Source organism: Microbacterium foliorum (assembly GCF_003367705.1).
Lineage (GTDB): Bacteria > Actinomycetota > Actinomycetes > Actinomycetales > Microbacteriaceae > Microbacterium > Microbacterium foliorum.
Genome location: NZ_CP031425.1, coordinates 680,429 through 697,213 on the forward strand (window position 1 = coordinate 680,429; position 16,785 = coordinate 697,213).

Below are 16,785 nucleotides of genomic sequence, written 5' to 3' on the forward strand. Positions count from 1 at the left end.
CCCGAGATCGGGTCCCGAGGCTACCCTGAGATGTATGGCCTCCCCCATGCGTGTCCTCGCCGCCGCTGCGCTCTCTTTCGCCGTCGCCGTTCTCGTCGCGGGGTGTGGGTCCGGACCCGTCGGCACGGCTCCGGAGTCCACCGGCGACCCGTCTGGCGGTCCGGGGCAGAGCTCCGGCGACTCCGACGACATGGAGGGGACGCTGCTCGATGATGGGCGCCTGTTCGCCGTCGTCACGAGGGGATCGTCGACGTGCGTGCCGCAGGTGGATCAGGTCGATGCAGACGGGCAGACCGTCTCGGTCACCCTGGCCGACCCCGCCGACGACCGCGACCGGGTCTGCACGGATGACCTGGCTCCGCGAGCGAGCATCGGAGCTCTTCCCGAGGGCGTCGACCCGACGACGGAGATCACCCTGCAGGTCGCCTACGGGGATCTGCGCGACGATGTCGATCTCGACGGGGATCCCTCGTTCAGCGGCGTGCCGGGATCGCCGACGGAGTACCTGCCGACCGCGGGATGGGTCGACGACGCGACGCTCGTCCTACTCACCTGGGGATCGTCGGGGTGCCCTCCGGTCGTCGAGAGCGTCGAGGTGGCCGGGTCGGCCGGCACGGCGACCTTCGTGACCGATGACCAGCAGGCCTGCACGATGGACATGGCTCCGCGGGCGACTCTGATCGATCTCGGCGGCGACGCGGTGGACGACGATGCCTTCGTCCTCACGCTGGTCGGCGGCGGCCTCGACGGGACGGTCGACGTCCGCGGCTGACCCGCGGCCGCGGGTGACCCGCGGCCGCGGGTTCCCGCGGTGTGCCTCAGAGGCCCGCGACGGGATGGTCGGCGGGCAGCGCCAGCAGCAGCGCCCGAGGGTCCACCCGGCACGTGATGCGCACGGCGGTGCCGAACCCGTCGCCGTCGAGTTCGATCGGGGTGGGGGCGGATGCCGCGGCCTCGGCCGCCACACCGCGGAAGTAGTGCACGGAGGCGTCTCTGCCGCGACGCTCGAGAACGCGTCGACCGGCGCGGGAGCGCCGCAGCACCGAGTTGTCCCACCAGATCTTGCGCCACACCCCGAGCCAGCCGAGCACACCGGTCGGCTGGATCACAGCGACGTCGAGCACGGCGTCGGTGATCGACGCATCGGGGATCAGCGCGATCCCGGCGGGCAGGGTGCCGCAGTTCGCGAACAGGATGCTGTGCACCTTGGTCGAGTGCAGACGCCCGTCGTCGATCTGGAACACCGCGCGGAACGGCACGGCCGTCACCAGCGAGCGCGCCGCGCCGTCGACGTAGGCGATCCAGCCGACCGTCTTCTTCAGGTCGGGCCGGGTGTTGGCGATCATGTCGGCGTCCAGTCCGATCCCGGCGAGGACGACGAAGGCGTGCTCCTCGTGCGTGCCGTCGACCCGCGTCAGACGCGCCCAGCCGATGTCGATGGCGTGACGGAAATCGCCGAGGGCGGCGCGGATCATCTCGTCGGGGTCGGACAGCGGGAGGCCGAGGTTGCGCGCGAGCAGGTTGCCCGTGCCGCTGGGGAGGATCGCCAGCGGCACCGCTGATCCGGCGATGGCCTCGGAGACCGCACGCACGGTGCCGTCGCCCCCGGCGACCAGCACGACGTCGACGTCGCGCGCCAACGCCTGCGAGGTCGCCTGCTGGCCCGCGTCATCGACGGTGGTCGGATAGAAGGCCGGATGCTCCCATCCCGCCTCGCGGGACAGATCTCGCACCCGTGCGCGCAGATGCCCCTCGTCGACCTTGATCGGGTTGTAGACGAGTGCCGCCTGGCGTCGGCCGGTGGCGCTCGTGGTCATGGCGCTACTCTAGCCCCGGCATCCGCCCCCTCCCGCCGCAGGGTCGAGCCCGCCCGCCCCATAGACTTGGTGGATGATCGACCTCGCACTCCTCCGCGACAATCCGGAGATCGTCCGCCGTTCTCAGGCCGCCCGTGGCAACGACCAGGGCACCGTCGACATCGCTCTCGAGGCCGACCGATCGCGTCGTGCGGCTCTCGCCGCCTTCGAGGAGCTGCGAGCGGAGCAGAACGCGTTCGGCAAGCGGGTCGCGAAAGCACCCAAGGATGAGAAGGCGGCACTCGTCGCCCAGGTCAAGGATCTCGCCGAGCGCGTCAAGCAGGCGCAGCAGGCCGCGAACGAGGCATCGGAAGCCGCGTCCGTCGCGCTCGCCCGCATCGAGAACGTCGTGATCGACGGCGTGCCCGCCGGTGGCGAAGCCGACTTCGTGGAACTGCGGACGGTGGGGGAGACTCCGACCTTCGACTTCGAACCCCGCGACCACCTCGAGCTCGGGGAGATACTCGGCGCGATCGACATGGAGCGCGGCGCGAAGGTGTCGGGCGCGCGCTTCTACTTCCTCCGCGGCATCGGCGCGCGACTCGAGATCGCCCTGATGAACCTCGCGCTCGACAAGGCGCTGCAGCACGGCTTCGTGCCGCTGATCACGCCCACGCTCGTGCGGCCCGAGATCATGCAGGGCACCGGGTTCCTCGGCGAGCACGCCGACGAGGTCTACCACCTCGACAAGGATGACGACCTCTACCTCGTCGGAACGAGCGAGGTCGCGCTCGCCGGCTACCACAAGGACGAGATCCTCGACCTCGGCAGGGGAGCGCTGCGCTACGCGGGGTGGTCGACCTGCTACCGGCGCGAGGCGGGGTCGCACGGCAAGGACACCCGCGGGATCATCCGCGTGCACCAGTTCAACAAGCTCGAGATGTTCGTCTACACGACTCCCGAGGAGGCGGAGGCGGAGCACCTGCGCCTCGTCGCGCTGCAGGAGGAGATGCTGACCTCGCTCGGCCTCTCCTACCGCGTCATCGACGTCGCCGCCGGAGACCTCGGATCCAGTGCCGCGCGCAAGTACGACATCGAGGCGTGGGTGCCCACCCAGGGTGCGTTCCGCGAGCTGACCTCGACCTCGAACTGCACGACCTACCAGGCGCGTCGCCTCGACATCCGCCACCGTCCCGAGGCCGTCGAGGGTCAGCAGGCGAAGACGCAGCCCGTGGCCACGCTGAACGGCACGCTCGCCACCACGCGCTGGATCGTCGCGCTGCTCGAGACGCATCAGCAGGCCGACGGCTCCGTGCGGGTGCCGGAGGTTCTGCGCCCGTACCTGGGTGGCCTCGAGGTGCTGGAGCCCGAGGCGTGACCGCCCCCTGGCTGGTCGGTCTCGACGTCGACGGCACCATCCTGCTGCAGGACGAGTCGATGAGCCCGGGCGTGCCCGAGGCGGTCGCCCGCCTGCGCGACGCCGGCCACGAGGTGACCATCGCGACGGGGCGCAGCTGGATGGCCACGCGGCGGTGGGTCGAGCAGCTCGGCCTCACCCCGAAGTTCGTCGTCTGCTCCAACGGAGCCGTCACGATGCGTCGGGTCGGCGACGAGTGGGAGCGCTGGCACATCGAGACCTTCGACCCGTCGCCGGCGCTCGCGCTGCTGCGAGACCGTCTGCCGGATGCTCGCTACATGGTCGAGCTGGGGTCGGGACTGCGCCTGTACACCGCCCAACTCGACGACTGGACGCTCGACGGCGGACGTCAGGTCGGGTTCGAGGAGCTCGTCGCCGAGCCCGTCTCGCGCATCGTCGTCGTGTCTCCCGGGCACGACGAGGAGGACTTCCATCGCCTCGTCGCCGATGCCGGTCTGAACGAGGTCTCGTACGCGATCGGCTGGACGGCGTGGCTCGACATCGCCCCGCAGGGGGTCGACAAGGGCACGGCGCTCGAGCGGGTGCGTCTCGAACTCGGCATGGAGCGCGAACGCGTGCTCGTCGCCGGGGACGGCCGCAATGACATCGGGATGTTCGGCTGGGCGCGGGAGATCGGCGGACGCGCGGTGGCCATGGGGCAGGCTCCCCACGAGGTCAAGGCCGCGGCGAGCGAGGTCACCGGGGACGTCGAGGACGGCGGACTGGCGACGGCGCTCGACACGCTTCCAGCGACCGCCCAGGTCAGCGCGGGAGAATAGACTCGGCTAGACTCACGGCTTGTCGGCAGATTCGTCTGTCGGGAGGGTTGTCCGAGTGGCCGATGGAGCTGGTCTTGAAAACCAGTGGGCAGAGATGTCTCGTGGGTTCGAATCCCACACCCTCCGCTGTACCGGGCACGGTGTCCCCCGCACCGCACGCTGAACCGAAAGGCCCCGAGTGAGTCCTACCGCCCGACGCCGTCGCACGATCGCTCGCCACGGTCAGCTGCACACGCCAGGACCGCTCAACCAGCTTCTCAAGTTCATCGCGATCGGCCTCGCCGTGGTGCTGGTCAGCGGCTTCGGCGTCGCGGGCTACGTGGTCTACGACCTCTCCAGCACGGTCACGGCCAACGCGGTCGAGCTCGACACGAAGAACGAGGTGCTGCCGGACATCGGCGAGTACAAGGAGGGCTTCAACCTCCTCCTGACCGGAGTCGACACCTGCGAGCCGGAATACGCGGCCTACTTCGGCGATCGGTGCAGCGGGAAGGACTCCGGGAGCACCCTCAACGACGTGAACCTGCTCGTGCATGTCTCTCAGGAACCCCGCCGTGTCACCGTCGTCAGCTTTCCGCGCGACCTGATGCTCGCGATCCCCGAGTGCGAGGACGATCAGGGCAACGTGCACTCGGCGATGAGCAAGCAAGCGCTCAATGTGGCCTACACCGACGGCGGACTCAACTGCGTCGCGCAGACGATCACCAAGCTCACCGGCCAGGAGATCCAGTTCGCGGCCTCGGTGACCTTCGGCGGCGTGATCGAGATCACCAATGCGATCGGCGGCGTCGACGTGTGCCTCGCCACCCCGATCAAGGACCGTCACACGGGCCTCGATCTGCCGGCCGGCACGCGGACCATCCAGGGGCTCGAGGCGCTGCAGTTCCTGCGCACGCGCCACGGCGTCGGCGACGGCAGCGACCTCGGCCGCATCGGCAATCAGCAGCAGTACATGTCGAGCCTCGCGCGCAAGCTGATCAGCAGCGAGACGCTGGGCAACGTCCCGACGATGCTCAGGCTCGCCAACACGGGAATCCGCAACCTCAAGACGAGCACGTCGCTCGCCGACCCGGTGAAGATCGTGCAGATCGCTCTCGCGGTGAAGTCGGTGCCGTTCGAGGACATCGTGTTCCTGCAGTACCCGACCAACACCGACCCGGACAACGACAACAAGGTCGTCGCGAACCAGTCCGCTGCCGCGGAGATGTGGGACGCGATCAACGCGAACGCCCAGCTGCAGGTGACGCACCAGAACACCGAGAACGACGGCGTCATCGTCACCGACCCCGGTACGGAGGCGCCCGTCGAGGGGGGCACCGAGATGCCGGATCCTGCGGCGACCTCCGAGAACGTCGTGGCGCTGCCGGATTCGATCAAGGGCAACTCGGCCGCCCAGCAGACCTGCTCGAACGGCAACGTGCGCTGATCGCCCTGCCGGCGGTCCGGGCTCCGCTGGCTCCGCTGGAGGGCGGGCTCCGCGAGGGGCCGGGCTCGTCAGGGGTCAGGCCTCGGATGTGGGTGGATAGAGGACGTCCATCAGCGCCTCGATGATCCCGGGCATATCGACGTCGGGCTCGATCATCCACTGCAGCTGGAGGCCGTCGGCGACCGCCTGGACCACCCTGGCCATCGACTCGGGATCGAGCGTCCGGCGACGGGTGGGGTCGTCGTCGAAGGCGCCCGCGATGCTCTCGCGGATCCTCGCGTTGCGCTCCAGAAAGTACCGGTGCGCGGGATGCTCGGGGTCGGCGGCGTCGACGGCGAGGCGCGAGAAGAGCTCGACCACCCCGGGAACCTCGGTGTTGCGGCGGATGACGTCGAGGAACGCGGACTTCGCCTGAGCCGGGGAGAGGGATCCCGTACCCGTCTCGTCGTGCTCGTCGCGCGTGCGGAGCACGGCGGTGAAGAGCTCCTCCTTGCTGCCGAAGTAGTGCAGGAGGGCTGCGGGGGTGACGCCGACGACCTCCGCGATCTGCTTGAGAGAGGCGTTCTGATAGCCCCGGCGTCCGATGACGTCGAGAGCGCTCTCGAGGATCTCTTCGCGTCTGGCGACGCCCTTCGCGTATGAACCTCGTCGTGCCATTCTCCGAGACTAATCCTGAATGACGTTTGAAATCCAATACCTACTCGCATATAGTTTTCGCAGGACACTGCCGTCTCCGCGAAAGGAACACCATGACCGAGCCCTCGGCCTCCGACCTCACGCTCGACGAGAAGGCCTCGCTCACCAGCGGCGCCGACTTCTGGACCACGAAGGCGATAGATCGGATCGGGCTCCCCTCGATCATGATGACTGACGGCCCCCACGGGCTGCGCAAGCAGGCGGGCGGCACCGATCACCTCGGCCTCTCCAGCAGCGTGCCGGCCACGTGCTTCCCTCCCGCCGTGGGCATCGGTTCGACGTTCGATCCGCAGATCATCGAGCGTGTGGGCGCGGCGATCGGCATCGAGGCGGCGATCGAAGACGTGGCGGTCGTGCTGGGCCCCGGCATCAACATCAAGCGGTCGCCGCTGTGCGGTCGCAACTTCGAGTACTTCTCCGAAGACCCGATGGTCTCCGGCATCCTCGGGGCCGCCTCGGTGCGCGGTGTGCAGTCGCAGGGCGTCGGCACCTCGCTCAAGCACTTCGCCGCCAACAACCAGGAGTTCGACCGCATGCGCGCGAGCTCCGACATCGATCCGCGTCCGCTGCACGAGATCTACCTCCGCGGGTTCGAGCGGGTCGTCACGGAGGCGCAGCCGTGGACGGTCATGTGCTCCTACAACCGGATCAACGGCGTGTACGCCTCGGAGGACCCGTGGCTGCTCACCCGCGTCCTGCGCGATGACTGGGGCTTCGACGGTCTCGTCGTCTCCGACTGGGGCGCGGTCAACGATCGCGTCGCGGGCGTTGCCGCAGGACTCGATCTCGAGATGCCGTCCTCGGGCGGTCGCACCGATGCGCAGCTCGTCGCGGCCGTCCGCGCAGGGGAGCTGTCCGAGAGCGTGCTCGACACCGCCGCGGATCGCGCGATCGATCTGGTGCGCAAGGCCGCGCAGCGGCCCCCGGTCGAGGGGCCGCTCGACGTCGAGGCGCACCATGAACTCGCGCGAGAGGCGGCCGGCCGGTCGATCGTGCTGCTGAAGAACGACGGAGACCTGCTGCCGCTCGGTCCGGGCATGCGCATCGCCGTGATCGGCGCCTTCGCCACGGAGCCGCGGTTCCAGGGTGCGGGGTCGTCGCTGATCAACCCGACCAGGGTCGACAGGGCGCTCGACGAGCTGCGTGCCGTCGCCGGCGACGCGGTGTCGTACGCGGCGGGCTTCGGCGTCGAGGGCGGGGCGATCGCGGCATCCGGTCGCACCGCCGAAGACCTGCGCGACGAGGCGGTGGCCACGGCCTCCACCGCCGACGTCGCCGTCGTGTTCCTCGGGCTCCCGGCCGCCGAGGAGTCCGAGGGATTCGACCGCGAGCACATAGACCTCCCGGCCGCACAGCTCGCGGTGCTGGACGCCGTGATCGAGGCGAACCCCGCGACCGTCGTCGTCCTCTCCAACGGCGGTGTGGTCGCGCTGCCGTTCGCCGACCGCGTTCCGGCGATCCTCGAGACCTGGCTGCTGGGACAGGCCGGGGGCGGCGCGGTCGCTGACGTGCTGTTCGGCACGGTGAACCCGTCGGGCAAGCTCACCGAGACGGTGCCGGTGCGGCTCGAGGACAACCCGTCATTCGGCAATTTCCCCGGCGAGTTCGGCCATGTCCGCTACGGCGAGGGCGTGCTCGTCGGCTACCGCTGGTACGACGCGAAGGGGCTCGACGTCACCTTCCCGTTCGGCCACGGACTCTCGTACACGACGTTCTCGTACGGCGACGCCGAGGTCTCGACGACGGCCGATGGCGACCTCACGGTCACGGTCGATGTCACGAACACCGGGTCGCGCGACGGGCGCGAGATCGTTCAGGTCTACGCGGCACCCGTGACCTCCGCCGTGCAACGGGCTCCGCGCGAGCTGAAAGCGTTCTCCTCCGTGGCGATCGCGGCGGGGCAGACCGTGTCCGTCGAGCTCGTCGTCCCGCGTGCGGACCTGGCGTACTGGGACGTCCGCGTGGACCGCTGGATCGTGGAGCCCGGCGCCTATCGCGTCGAGGTCGCCGCATCGAGCCGCGACATCCGCTCGTCGGTGATCGTCGAGGTCGAGGGCGATGCCGTGGTGCTGCCGCTGACGATGGCCTCGTCGATCGGCGACGTGGTCGCGCACCCGGTGGCCGGGCCGATCGTGATGGAGGCGCTCGGAGGCCTGATGGGCGGATTGAGCGGCGCGGACTCGTCGGCGGCGTCGATGATGCCGAACGACGAGGCGATGGAGAAGATGATGGCCTCGTTCCCGATCGGACGTCTGATCGGCTTCCCCGGTGTCGACGTCACCTACGAGCAGATCGAGCAGCTGCTGGACGGGGCGAACGCGCAGCTCGCCTCGCAGACCTGATCCTCAGCCTCGAGACAGGACGCCCCTCGCCCTCCTCGGAGGGAGAGGGGCGTCGTCACGCGATCGGCGTGGACGGCGTGGACGGCGTGGACGGCGTGGATGGTGCGGATGGTGCGGACGAGCCGGCGGAGAGCAGCGGCGCGAAGCGGAGCCCCAGGCCCTGATGCGCCCTCTCGGTGAGATATCCGTCGGCGATGCGCACCGGCGAGGGATCGACGAGGGCACCGAGCGCGGCGAATCCGGCGTCCTCGACGTCTTCGACCCACAGTTCGGCTCCCGTGTCGGTCAGGGTCAGGGCGAGCTGACCTGAGAGCTCGGGCAGCAGATGCGGATGCAGGGTCGCCCCGTACGACGCCGCCAGCTCGGCGATGCGCAGGAACGGGGTGATGCCGCCGACGCGCACGATGTTGGGTTGCACGATCTGTGCCGCGCCGGCACGGAGGAAGTCATCGAAGCGGTGCACGGTGTGCAGGTTCTCGCCGACGGCGAGCGGCACGTCGATGCGCCGTGCGAGTTCGGTGTGACCGGCGAGGTCGTCGGCGCGCAACGGCTCTTCGACCCAGGTGAGGTCGTGGCTCGACAGCGCCTCGATGGCGGTCGTCGCTGCGGTCAGATCCCACCGCTGGTTCGCATCGATCATCAGCGCACGGTCAGGGCCGAGCACCTCGCGCACGGCGGCGACGCGCTCGAGGTCCTCGGCGAGGTCCGGTCTGCCGACCTTGATCTTCACGGCGTCGAAGCCGGCATCGACCCACCGGCGGACCTGCGCCTGCAGCTCCGCCACGGAGTAGTGCAGGTTCACGCCGGATCCGTAGGCGCGCACGCGTTCGCGGCGCCGGCCGCGCATCTCCGACACGGAGCGGTCGGCGGCGCGCGCCTCGGCATCCCACAGGGCCAGATCGAGACCCGCGAGGGCGATCGTCGTGAGACCGCCGCCGCCCGCCTCGTGCAGGTGCTCCCACAGGTCCTGCCAGGCCTCGCCGGGAACAGCGGATCGCCCGACGGCCGCGGGCGCGATGTCGTGCTCGAGCAGCGCCTGCACGGCGGACGCGCCGATCTGCGGAGTCCACGCGAAGCCCCATCCCTCCGCGCCGTCCGAGCGGACGACATGCGTCGCGACGACGCCGACGGACGTGACCTCGGCGCCCCACGGACGCGACAGCGGCACCCGCTGCAGACGCGTCGTGAGACTGCGGATCGTGGTCACAGCAGCGCGCGTCCCGCCGCGAGGATGTCGGCGAGGCGGGCCTCCTGCGCGGGCGACGGGTCGACCAGGGGTGCGCGTACCGAGCCGACCTCGACGCCCGAGAGTCGCAGTCCGGCCTTGATCAGGGAGACCCCGAACCCGGGCGTCTCGTCGCGCAGCTCGACGAGCGGACGGTAGAAGCCGTCGAGCAGGGCGAGGCGCCGTGCCTCGTCTTCCTCGACGTACGCGCGGTAATAGGCGTTCGCGATGTCGGGCGCCATGGCGAAGGCGGCTGACGAATAGAGGGGAACGCCGATACCGCGATACGCGCCCTGCGTGAGCTCGGCAGTGAGCAGCCCATTGAAGAAGGCGAAGTCCGACCTGCCCTCCTCGGCGACGGCGCGGACGATCAGCTGCATCGCACCGATGTCGCCGGTGCCGTCTTTGACACCCACCACCTTCGGGTTCGTGGCGAGTCGGCGCACCGTCTCGACCGAGTACTGCGCGCTCCCGCGGTGGTAGATGATGACGGGCAGGCTCGCTGCCTCGACGAGCTGCTCGACGTAGGCCGCGAGCCCCGTCTGCGTACCGCTCACCAGATACGGCGGCAGCACGAGCAGGCCGTCGGCCCCGGCATCCGCTGCCGCCTTCGCCACCTCGATCGCATGGCCGAGCGGGCCACCGGCACCGGCGATCACCGGTACACGTCCGGCGACGGCGCGCACGGCGGTGCGCGTGACCGCGGCCGCCTCGCTCGCCGACAGGGCGTGGAACTCACCGGTGCCGCACGCCGGGAACACGCCCCCCGCCCCGGACTCGACGCCGGTCGCGACATGGGCGGCGAGCAGCTCGTGGTCGATCGTGCCGTCCGCGGTGAACGGGGTCACCGGGAAGAAGAGGATTCCATCGAAGTCCATGTCGCGCCTTTCAGGAGACGGATGCGGTGGCGGATGCGGTTGAGGAGGCGAGCTCGGTGCGCCAGCTGCGGGTCGGGTGCCAGCCGAGCAGGCGAGCGGCCTTGGCGGAGGAGAAAGCGGGGGCGCTCCCGGTCAGGGCCGCAGCCGCGTGCGCGGTGCCGGGATGGAACTGCGGAAGCAGCTCGCTGAGGGGGCGTCGGGCGAGTGCATCGTCGGCCCCGACGAAGAACACCTCCCCGTTCGGGATGTCGTCGAGGGCGGCGAGCAGCGTGCCGGTGAAGTCCGCGACGTCGCGGGCGTCGACGTAGTTGAACAGTGCGGGCGCCGACAGCGCCGGGTCGTCGAGGCGCTCGCGCACGGTGTGCCCCTGCTGCGTCGGTGCACCCGCCCACTCCTCGGGAGCGACCACGTAGCAGGGGCGGAACGAGGCGAACCGCACATCGTCTCCCGTCTGACGTCGCAGCATCCCGACGGTCTGCTCGATCAGCAGCTTGGACAGCGCGTACGCGTTCCACGGCTCGGTGGGCGAATCCTCGTCCAGGGGCAGACGCTCGGGGCTCCACCCCCGTGGAGCGCCGTAGCCGATCACCGTCGGACTCGACGCCGCGACGACGCGACGGATGCCGGCGCGCACCGCCCCGCCCAGCACCGACTGCGCGAGTGCGGCGTTCGTGCGCAGGATCACATCCTCGGGCGCGCTGAACGGCACCGCGATCGCCGCGAGGTGGATGAGAGCGTCGGCCTTCGTCCCGGCGAGTGCGGATGCCGTGGCATCGGCATCCGTGAGATCGAGCGGGAGCTGGGTGATCCCGGGGCGATCGAGGCCGTCCGTCGGCTGGCGATCGATCGACACGATCTCGTGCCCTGCTCCGACGAGGCCCGTCACGAGCGAGCGGCCGAGACGCCCGGACCCGCCGGTGACGACGATCCTCATCCGTTCGCCAGCAGGGCGATGCCGAGGTCGGCGACCTTCACCGGCAGCCCCGTCTCGAGGGAGCGATTGCCGGCGATGCCGACGGCGATCGAGCGGATGCCGTCCGACCAGTCGGCCGGACGCGCGAGCGGGTCGTCGCCCGGCCCCTCGAAGACGTCCGACAGCAGCAGCTCGTCACCGCCGCCGTGTCCGCCGTCGCTGCCGTGGATCGGCACCTCGTAGGCCTCTTCCCAGTGTCGCTGCACGCGCAGCCGCTCGCCCTCCGGGCGCACGGCGGTCGTGCCGTCGGCCCCTGCGAGGCTCGGGTCGATGTGCGGGTGCAGCCCTTCACCGGCGAGCACCGCTCCGCGCTCGATCACCTCGAGCTCGGCGCGCCCGAGCGTGCCGTTGACGGCGACGCGGTATCCCTCCCAGGGCGAGTGGGCGTTGAGCGAGTACGACATCGTCGCGCCCGACGCGTAGTCGACGACGAGGGCGAGGTTGTCCTCGATCGTGATCCCTGCGCTGAAGACATCGAGATCGCGCCGATACCCGTCGTGCTCCTCCGCGTCGAGATACAGGGCCGTCAGCGTCTCATCGGCGCGCAGGTCGAGTTCAAAGAGGTCGCCGTCGTCGTGGGTGCCGCGGGCCGGACGCGCGCCCAGCCCCCGTGCCGCTGCATTGTCGGCGCCGTAGAAGCGCAGCCCGCCCGAGGCGAAGACGCGGGTGGGCTGCGAGCGGATCCACCAGTTGACGAGGTCGAAGTGGTGACTCGACTTGTGCACGAGCAGCCCGCCGGAGTTCTTCTTCTCGCGATGCCAGCGGCGGAAGTAGTCGGCTCCGTGGTTGGTGTCGAGCATCCACGAGAAGTCGATCGAGGTGACCTCGCCGATCGTGCCGTCCTGGATCACCTGGCGCAGCGCGCTGTTGCGCGGCGAGTAGCGGTAGTTGAAGGTGAGCACGACCTGACGGCCGGTGCGTGCGACCGCGTCCTCGATACGGGCAGCGCTCGCCGCATCGATCGTGAGCGGCTTCTCGACGACCACGTCGGCGCCGGCCTCGAGCGAGCGGACGATCAGTTCGGCGTGCAGATCGTCGCGCGCGCAGATGATCACCCTGTCGACGCGCTCGTCGCGGATCACGCTCTCGAGCTCGTCGGGTGTGGCGAGTCGGGGAGCGGGTGCGCCCTCTTCGGCGACCCAGGCGGCGTGGTAGGCGGCGCGGACCGGGTTCGGCTCGACGATCGCGACGAGCTCGGCGCGCTCGCTGTGCGCACCGAGGATCGCTCCGACGTACATCTGCGCGCGGACTCCGGCGCCGGCCAGTGCGTAACGGGTCTTCGTCATGGTGATCCTCTTCGATCCAGCAGCCAGGAAACGTTTTCTCGACGATATCACAGGCCCGATGGCCCATCGGAGGATGCTCAGGTCAGGTCAGGTCGCAGACGGCGGGGCGGTGCTGCCGCGCACGACGAGCGTCGGAGTCATCGTGTGCGTCGACCTCGGTGCGACGCCGGTGAGCTGCGCGTGCATCGCGGCCCATGCGGCCGCACCGATCTCGACGGCAGGAACCGCGTCGGTCGTGAGGGGCGGTGACGTGTAGGCGGCGAACGGGATGTCATCGAACCCGGTGATCGACAGCGCCCCCGGCACGTCGATCCCTCGCGCGGTCACCGCCGAGAGCAGGCCCATCGCGACGAGGTCGTTGTAGGCGATCACGGCCGTCGCACCACTCGCGAGCACCCGGTCGGCGGCCGCGGTGCCGCTGTCGATGTCGACACCGGCGGTGAGCTCCTCGACCTCCAGTCCCGCGGTTCTCGAGATCGCTGCCGCGATCGCCTGCTGTCGAGCCCGATGGGTCACGCTGCGGGTGGCGCCGGCGAGGTACACGAGGCGGCGATGACCGAGCGAGGTCAGGTGGTCGACGATGTCGCGCATGCCCGCGCCGTAGTCCGCACCGACCGTCGGAGCTGTCCCCTGCGGTCCGCGGTTGATCACGACAGCGGGGGAGAGCGAGGGCAGCAGCTGCGCCAGATCCTGCTCCGCCATGCGAGGGGCGCAGAGGATGACGCCGTCGGTGCGCAGTCGCGTGGTCCGTGCGAGGGCGTGCTCCTCGTCGAGATCCTCGCGCGAGTCGGCCACGAGCACGTGGTAGCCGTCGGCCGTCGCGGCGCGACTGAGCCCGCGCAGGATCGCCTGGAACGTGGGGTTCTCGAGGTCGGGGATGACGACGGCGACGGTCTGGGTGCGACCGAGTACGAGGCTGCGCGCCACCGGATTGGCGGTGTAGCCGAGTTCGGCGGCGGCGGCCTGGACGCGTTGCGCGAGAGCGGGGTCTACGGTCGGATTGCCGTTCATCGCCCGGGACACGGTCGACAGCGAGACGCCGGCGAGTCTCGCGACGTCGGCGATGCCGGCGCGTGACGATTCGCGGGCCATCGGCATCCCTTCGCTCCGCGATCGGCCGCGGCTGTCGTCATACTACGAGAAAACGTTCTACAGGGAGAGTCGCATGGTCGGAGCATCCGAAGACCGCATGGAGAAGCAGGATCGCCTGGCCCGCGTGCGGCGGGAGTTCGACGGGACGCCGCTCGTGCTCACCTCCCACGAGGCGGTGTCGTGGTACCTCGAAGGGGTGCGCACGCATGTCTCGCTCGCGGGTCCGCCGGTCGTCGCGGTGCGCGTGGAGCAGGGCGGCGACGTGCTCTACATCGCCGACAACGAGGTCGACCGGATGATCGCCGAGGAGCTGCTGCCCGAGGACGCCGCGCGTATCGTCCGGGTGCCGTGGTGGATCCCGCCCGCGGTCGCCGCCGCTGAGGACGTCGGGGTGTCGGTGCTGGAGTCGGTGTCGGCGCCGGAGTCGGTGTCGGAGTCGGTGTCGGAGTCGCAGGCGGCGCCCCAGCTGCGCGCGGCCAGGGCGCGGCTGCTGCCAGCCGAGACCGCGAGGTACCGCTCCCTGGGGCGTGAGACCGCGGGGGCCCTGACCGATGTGCTGGGTCGGGTCGGGCCTGAGCAGACCGAGCGCGCCGCCGCAGCCGTCATCGCCGCCGAACTCGTCGCCCGGGGCATCGATCCGCTCGTCCTGCTGGTCTCGGGATCCGCGCGGGTGGCGTATCGGCATCCGCTTCCGACCGCCGGGCTGCTCGGCGATCGGGCGATGGTCGTGGTGTGCGGTCGCCGGGACGGGCTGATCGCGAATGCCACGCGATGGGTGGGAGCCCCGATCGACGAGGAGCCGATCCTCGGAGTGGAGCGAGCATTCCTCGATGCCTCGGCTCCCGGCGCTCGACTCGACGACGTCTTCGCGGCGGGCAGAGCAGCGTACGCACGCTTCGGCTTCGACGCAGACGAGTGGCAGCGACACCATCAGGGAGGGCCGACCGGCTACGCCGGCCGCGATCCACGGGCCACGGCCTCGACCACCGATCTGCTCGTCGAGAATCAGGCCTTCGCGTGGAACCCGACCGCACCGGGGGTCAAGGTCGAGGACACCATGCTGCGCACGGCGACGGGCTGGGAGGTGTTGACGGTCGACGAGCGCTGGCCCTCGGCCGACTACGACGGCCTGCGACGGCCGGTCACTCGGACATTCGGGGCCTGACGCGTAGGGACGGATGGCTGGAGAAAGTACGGGTGGCTGACGGGGATGGGCGTCATCGGCAGCCAGCCGGGGATCGGTCAGCCATCCGGCCGGCGCGCACAGGGCAGCGAGGGTCAGCGCGGGTCGAAGCGCTCCGGTGCGTGGGTCGCGGCGACGAGGGCGCGCAGCTCGTCGAGCGACGCCGGCGCGGCACCGAGGGCACGCGCCTGCACGAGTACGTTGCCGAGGGCCGTCGCCTCCACAGGTCCGGCCAGCACCGGAAGGCCGGTGCGATCGGCCGTCGCCTGGCAGAGCAGGCGGTTCAAGGATCCGCCACCCACCATGTGGATGCAGTCGAGCTCACGGCCTGACAGAGCGGATGCCGTCTGCACCGCATCCGCGAAGGCCATGGCGATCGACTCGACGATCGACCGGGCGAACGCGGGGCGCGTCGCAGGAGCCGCGGAACCGAGAAGCGTCGCGATGCGTGCGGGCATGTCGCCCGGGGCGCTGAGCGATGGGTCGTTCGCGTCGAAGGTCGGCACGTCGCCCGTGACGGCGGATGCCGCGGCGAGCAGCTCGGGCAGGTCTATCGACGATCCGTCGGTCGCCTCCCAGGCGCGCACCGTCTCGCTCAGCAGCCAGAGCCCCGTCACGTTGTGCAGGAACCGGTATCGGCCGTCGACGCCGAGCTCGTGCGTGAAGTTCGCCTGGCGTGCAGCATCCGTCAGCACGGGTTCCGTCAGCTCGACACCGACCAGCCCCCACGTGCCGCACGAGATGTAGGCCGAACGCGGCGTCGACAGGGGAGCGGCGACGACAGCGGATGCCGTGTCGTGCGAGCCGACGGCGATCACGGGCAGATCTCTGCCGATGCGCGCGGCCAGTCCGGCATGGAGCATGCCGATCGTCGTACCCGGATCCACGAGCCCGGGCAGGATGCCCGAGGGGATGCCGAGTCGATCGGCCAGCTCGGTGTCCCACTCGCCAGTCTCGACGCCGAGCAGCCCCGTCGTCGACGCGTTGGTGCGCTCGGCGGCGGCGGCGCCCGTGAGCAGGAACGCGATGAGGTCGGGGATCAGCAGCGCGGTCTCGGCGTCGGCGAGGCGTGCGTCGACGCGGTACTGGTACAGCGTGTTGAACGGCAGGAACTGCAGTCCGTTGCGCCGGTAGAGCTCGGCGAACGGCGCCTCGGCGTGCACCTCGGCGACGCCGCGCGCCGTGCGGTCGTCACGGTAGTGGAACGGTTCGGCGAGCAGCTCCCCGTCACCGACGAGGCCGTAGTCGACGGCCCATGAGTCGATGCCGATGCTCTCGATGCCCGGCTCTCGCCGCACGGCCTCGGCGAGGCCCGCGACCACGTGCTCGAACAGAGCGCCGAAGTCCCAGTGCAGGCCGTCCTCGCGCTCGACGGGCCCGTTCGGGAATCGCGCGACGAGTTCGAGGTCGAGCCGGTCGTCGCCGATCCGCCCGATCATGACGCGACCGCTGGTCGCCCCGAGGTCGACGGCGGCGACAGCGGTGACGGTCATCGGGCGCGCCCTTCGTCTCGTCGCTGCGCTCCGGTTCCTGAGCGCCCTTCGTCTCGTCGCTGCGCTCCGGTTCCTGAGCGAGCGGAGCGAGACGAAGGGCGCTCAGGAACCGCGGAGCGCCCTTCGTCTCGTCGCTGCGCTCCTCGCTCAGGATCCGACGAAGGACGTCGCTGCGCTCCGGTTCCTGAGCGAGCGGAGC

The 16,785-nt window shown here is 70.3% G+C and carries 14 protein-coding genes and 1 tRNA gene; 7 read left to right on the plus strand and 8 right to left on the minus strand.

Annotation, left to right across the window (positions count from 1 at the left end):
• The first annotated feature begins 34 nt into the window (after window positions 1-34).
• A complete protein-coding gene (locus DXT68_RS03070) occupies window positions 35-772 on the plus strand; it encodes a hypothetical protein (protein WP_045254845.1) in 738 nt (245 codons plus the stop codon).
• Window positions 773-818: 46 nt separating this feature from the next.
• Here DXT68_RS03070 and DXT68_RS03075 read toward each other — a convergent pair whose 3' ends face one another.
• Window positions 819-1,817: a diacylglycerol/lipid kinase family protein gene (locus tag DXT68_RS03075; RefSeq protein ID WP_045254844.1), complete on the minus strand. Its 999-nt coding sequence runs from the start codon at window positions 1,815-1,817 to the stop codon at window positions 819-821.
• A gap of 73 nt (window positions 1,818-1,890) precedes the next feature.
• On the opposite strand from DXT68_RS03075, the gene serS reads away from it, so the two are divergent.
• From serS to DXT68_RS03095, 4 genes are all read left to right on the plus strand, one after another.
• Window positions 1,891-3,174: a serine--tRNA ligase gene (serS, locus tag DXT68_RS03080; RefSeq protein WP_045254843.1), complete on the plus strand. Its 1,284-nt coding sequence runs from the start codon at window positions 1,891-1,893 to the stop codon at window positions 3,172-3,174.
• Window positions 3,171-3,992, plus strand: a complete 822-nt coding sequence (locus tag DXT68_RS03085) for an HAD family hydrolase (protein ID WP_045254842.1) — start codon at window positions 3,171-3,173, stop codon at window positions 3,990-3,992. The genes serS and DXT68_RS03085 overlap by 4 nt, the downstream gene beginning before the upstream one ends.
• 41 nt (window positions 3,993-4,033) lie before the next feature.
• A tRNA-Ser gene (locus DXT68_RS03090) sits at window positions 4,034-4,118 on the plus strand.
• 52 nt (window positions 4,119-4,170) lie between these two features.
• A complete protein-coding gene (locus DXT68_RS03095) occupies window positions 4,171-5,418 on the plus strand; it encodes an LCP family protein (protein ID WP_052677786.1) in 1,248 nt (415 codons plus the stop codon).
• A 75-nt stretch (window positions 5,419-5,493) separates the two neighbouring features.
• On the opposite strand, the gene DXT68_RS03100 is transcribed toward DXT68_RS03095, so the two are convergent.
• Window positions 5,494-6,075 carry a TetR/AcrR family transcriptional regulator gene (locus tag DXT68_RS03100; protein WP_045254841.1) on the minus strand — a complete coding sequence of 194 codons (582 nt, stop codon included), beginning with the start codon at window positions 6,073-6,075 and terminating at the stop codon, window positions 5,494-5,496.
• A 92-nt stretch (window positions 6,076-6,167) separates the two neighbouring features.
• On the opposite strand from DXT68_RS03100, the gene DXT68_RS03105 reads away from it, so the two are divergent.
• Entirely contained in the window at window positions 6,168-8,456 is a 2,289-nt protein-coding gene (locus DXT68_RS03105; protein WP_045254840.1) for a glycoside hydrolase family 3 C-terminal domain-containing protein, read from the plus strand.
• A gap of 55 nt (window positions 8,457-8,511) precedes the next feature.
• Here DXT68_RS03105 and DXT68_RS03110 read toward each other — a convergent pair whose 3' ends face one another.
• From DXT68_RS03110 to DXT68_RS03130, 5 genes are all read right to left on the minus strand, one after another.
• The gene (locus DXT68_RS03110; protein WP_244268210.1) at window positions 8,512-9,663 is read right to left on the minus strand and encodes a mandelate racemase/muconate lactonizing enzyme family protein; all 1,152 of its coding nucleotides are present in this window, start codon (window positions 9,661-9,663) and stop codon (window positions 8,512-8,514) included.
• On the minus strand, window positions 9,660-10,559 hold the full coding sequence (locus DXT68_RS03115) for a 5-dehydro-4-deoxyglucarate dehydratase (protein WP_045254839.1): 900 nt from the start codon (window positions 10,557-10,559) through the stop codon (window positions 9,660-9,662). Before DXT68_RS03115 ends, DXT68_RS03110 begins: the two co-directional genes overlap by 4 nt.
• Before the next feature lie 10 nt (window positions 10,560-10,569).
• Window positions 10,570-11,493: an NAD-dependent epimerase/dehydratase family protein gene (locus DXT68_RS03120; RefSeq protein ID WP_045254838.1), complete on the minus strand. Its 924-nt coding sequence runs from the start codon at window positions 11,491-11,493 to the stop codon at window positions 10,570-10,572.
• On the minus strand, window positions 11,490-12,818 hold the full coding sequence (locus DXT68_RS03125; RefSeq protein WP_045254837.1) for a Gfo/Idh/MocA family protein: 1,329 nt from the start codon (window positions 12,816-12,818) through the stop codon (window positions 11,490-11,492). Before DXT68_RS03125 ends, DXT68_RS03120 begins: the two co-directional genes overlap by 4 nt.
• 87 nt (window positions 12,819-12,905) lie before the next feature.
• Window positions 12,906-13,910 carry a LacI family DNA-binding transcriptional regulator gene (locus DXT68_RS03130; protein WP_045254979.1) on the minus strand — a complete coding sequence of 335 codons (1,005 nt, stop codon included), beginning with the start codon at window positions 13,908-13,910 and terminating at the stop codon, window positions 12,906-12,908.
• 73 nt (window positions 13,911-13,983) lie between these two features.
• Between DXT68_RS03130 and DXT68_RS03135 the strand changes: the two genes are divergently transcribed.
• Window positions 13,984-15,075 carry a M24 family metallopeptidase gene (locus DXT68_RS03135; protein WP_244268209.1) on the plus strand — a complete coding sequence of 364 codons (1,092 nt, stop codon included), beginning with the start codon at window positions 13,984-13,986 and terminating at the stop codon, window positions 15,073-15,075.
• 113 nt (window positions 15,076-15,188) lie between these two features.
• On the opposite strand, the gene DXT68_RS03140 is transcribed toward DXT68_RS03135, so the two are convergent.
• Window positions 15,189-16,586: a rhamnulokinase gene (locus tag DXT68_RS03140; RefSeq protein ID WP_045254836.1), complete on the minus strand. Its 1,398-nt coding sequence runs from the start codon at window positions 16,584-16,586 to the stop codon at window positions 15,189-15,191.
• Between the last annotated feature and the right edge of the window lie 199 nt (window positions 16,587-16,785).

Excerpts from the sequence above, each read along its gene's own strand:
- DXT68_RS03070 (WP_045254845.1), top strand. The coding sequence starts at position 35 with ATGGCCTCCCCCATGCGTGTCCTCGCCGCCGCTGCGCTCTCTTTCGCC.
- DXT68_RS03075 (WP_045254844.1), bottom strand. The coding sequence starts at position 1,817 with ATGACCACGAGCGCCACCGGCCGACGCCAGGCGGCACTCGTCTACAAC.
- serS (WP_045254843.1), top strand. The coding sequence starts at position 1,891 with ATGATCGACCTCGCACTCCTCCGCGACAATCCGGAGATCGTCCGCCGT.
- DXT68_RS03100 (WP_045254841.1), bottom strand. The coding sequence starts at position 6,075 with ATGGCACGACGAGGTTCATACGCGAAGGGCGTCGCCAGACGCGAAGAG.
- DXT68_RS03105 (WP_045254840.1), top strand. The coding sequence starts at position 6,168 with ATGACCGAGCCCTCGGCCTCCGACCTCACGCTCGACGAGAAGGCCTCG.
- DXT68_RS03115 (WP_045254839.1), bottom strand. The coding sequence starts at position 10,559 with ATGGACTTCGATGGAATCCTCTTCTTCCCGGTGACCCCGTTCACCGCG.
- DXT68_RS03120 (WP_045254838.1), bottom strand. The coding sequence starts at position 11,493 with ATGAGGATCGTCGTCACCGGCGGGTCCGGGCGTCTCGGCCGCTCGCTC.
- DXT68_RS03125 (WP_045254837.1), bottom strand. The coding sequence starts at position 12,818 with ATGACGAAGACCCGTTACGCACTGGCCGGCGCCGGAGTCCGCGCGCAG.
- DXT68_RS03130 (WP_045254979.1), bottom strand. The coding sequence starts at position 13,910 with ATGGCCCGCGAATCGTCACGCGCCGGCATCGCCGACGTCGCGAGACTC.
- DXT68_RS03135 (WP_244268209.1), top strand. The coding sequence starts at position 13,984 with ATGGTCGGAGCATCCGAAGACCGCATGGAGAAGCAGGATCGCCTGGCC.
- DXT68_RS03140 (WP_045254836.1), bottom strand. The coding sequence starts at position 16,586 with ATGACCGTCACCGCTGTCGCCGCCGTCGACCTCGGGGCGACCAGCGGT.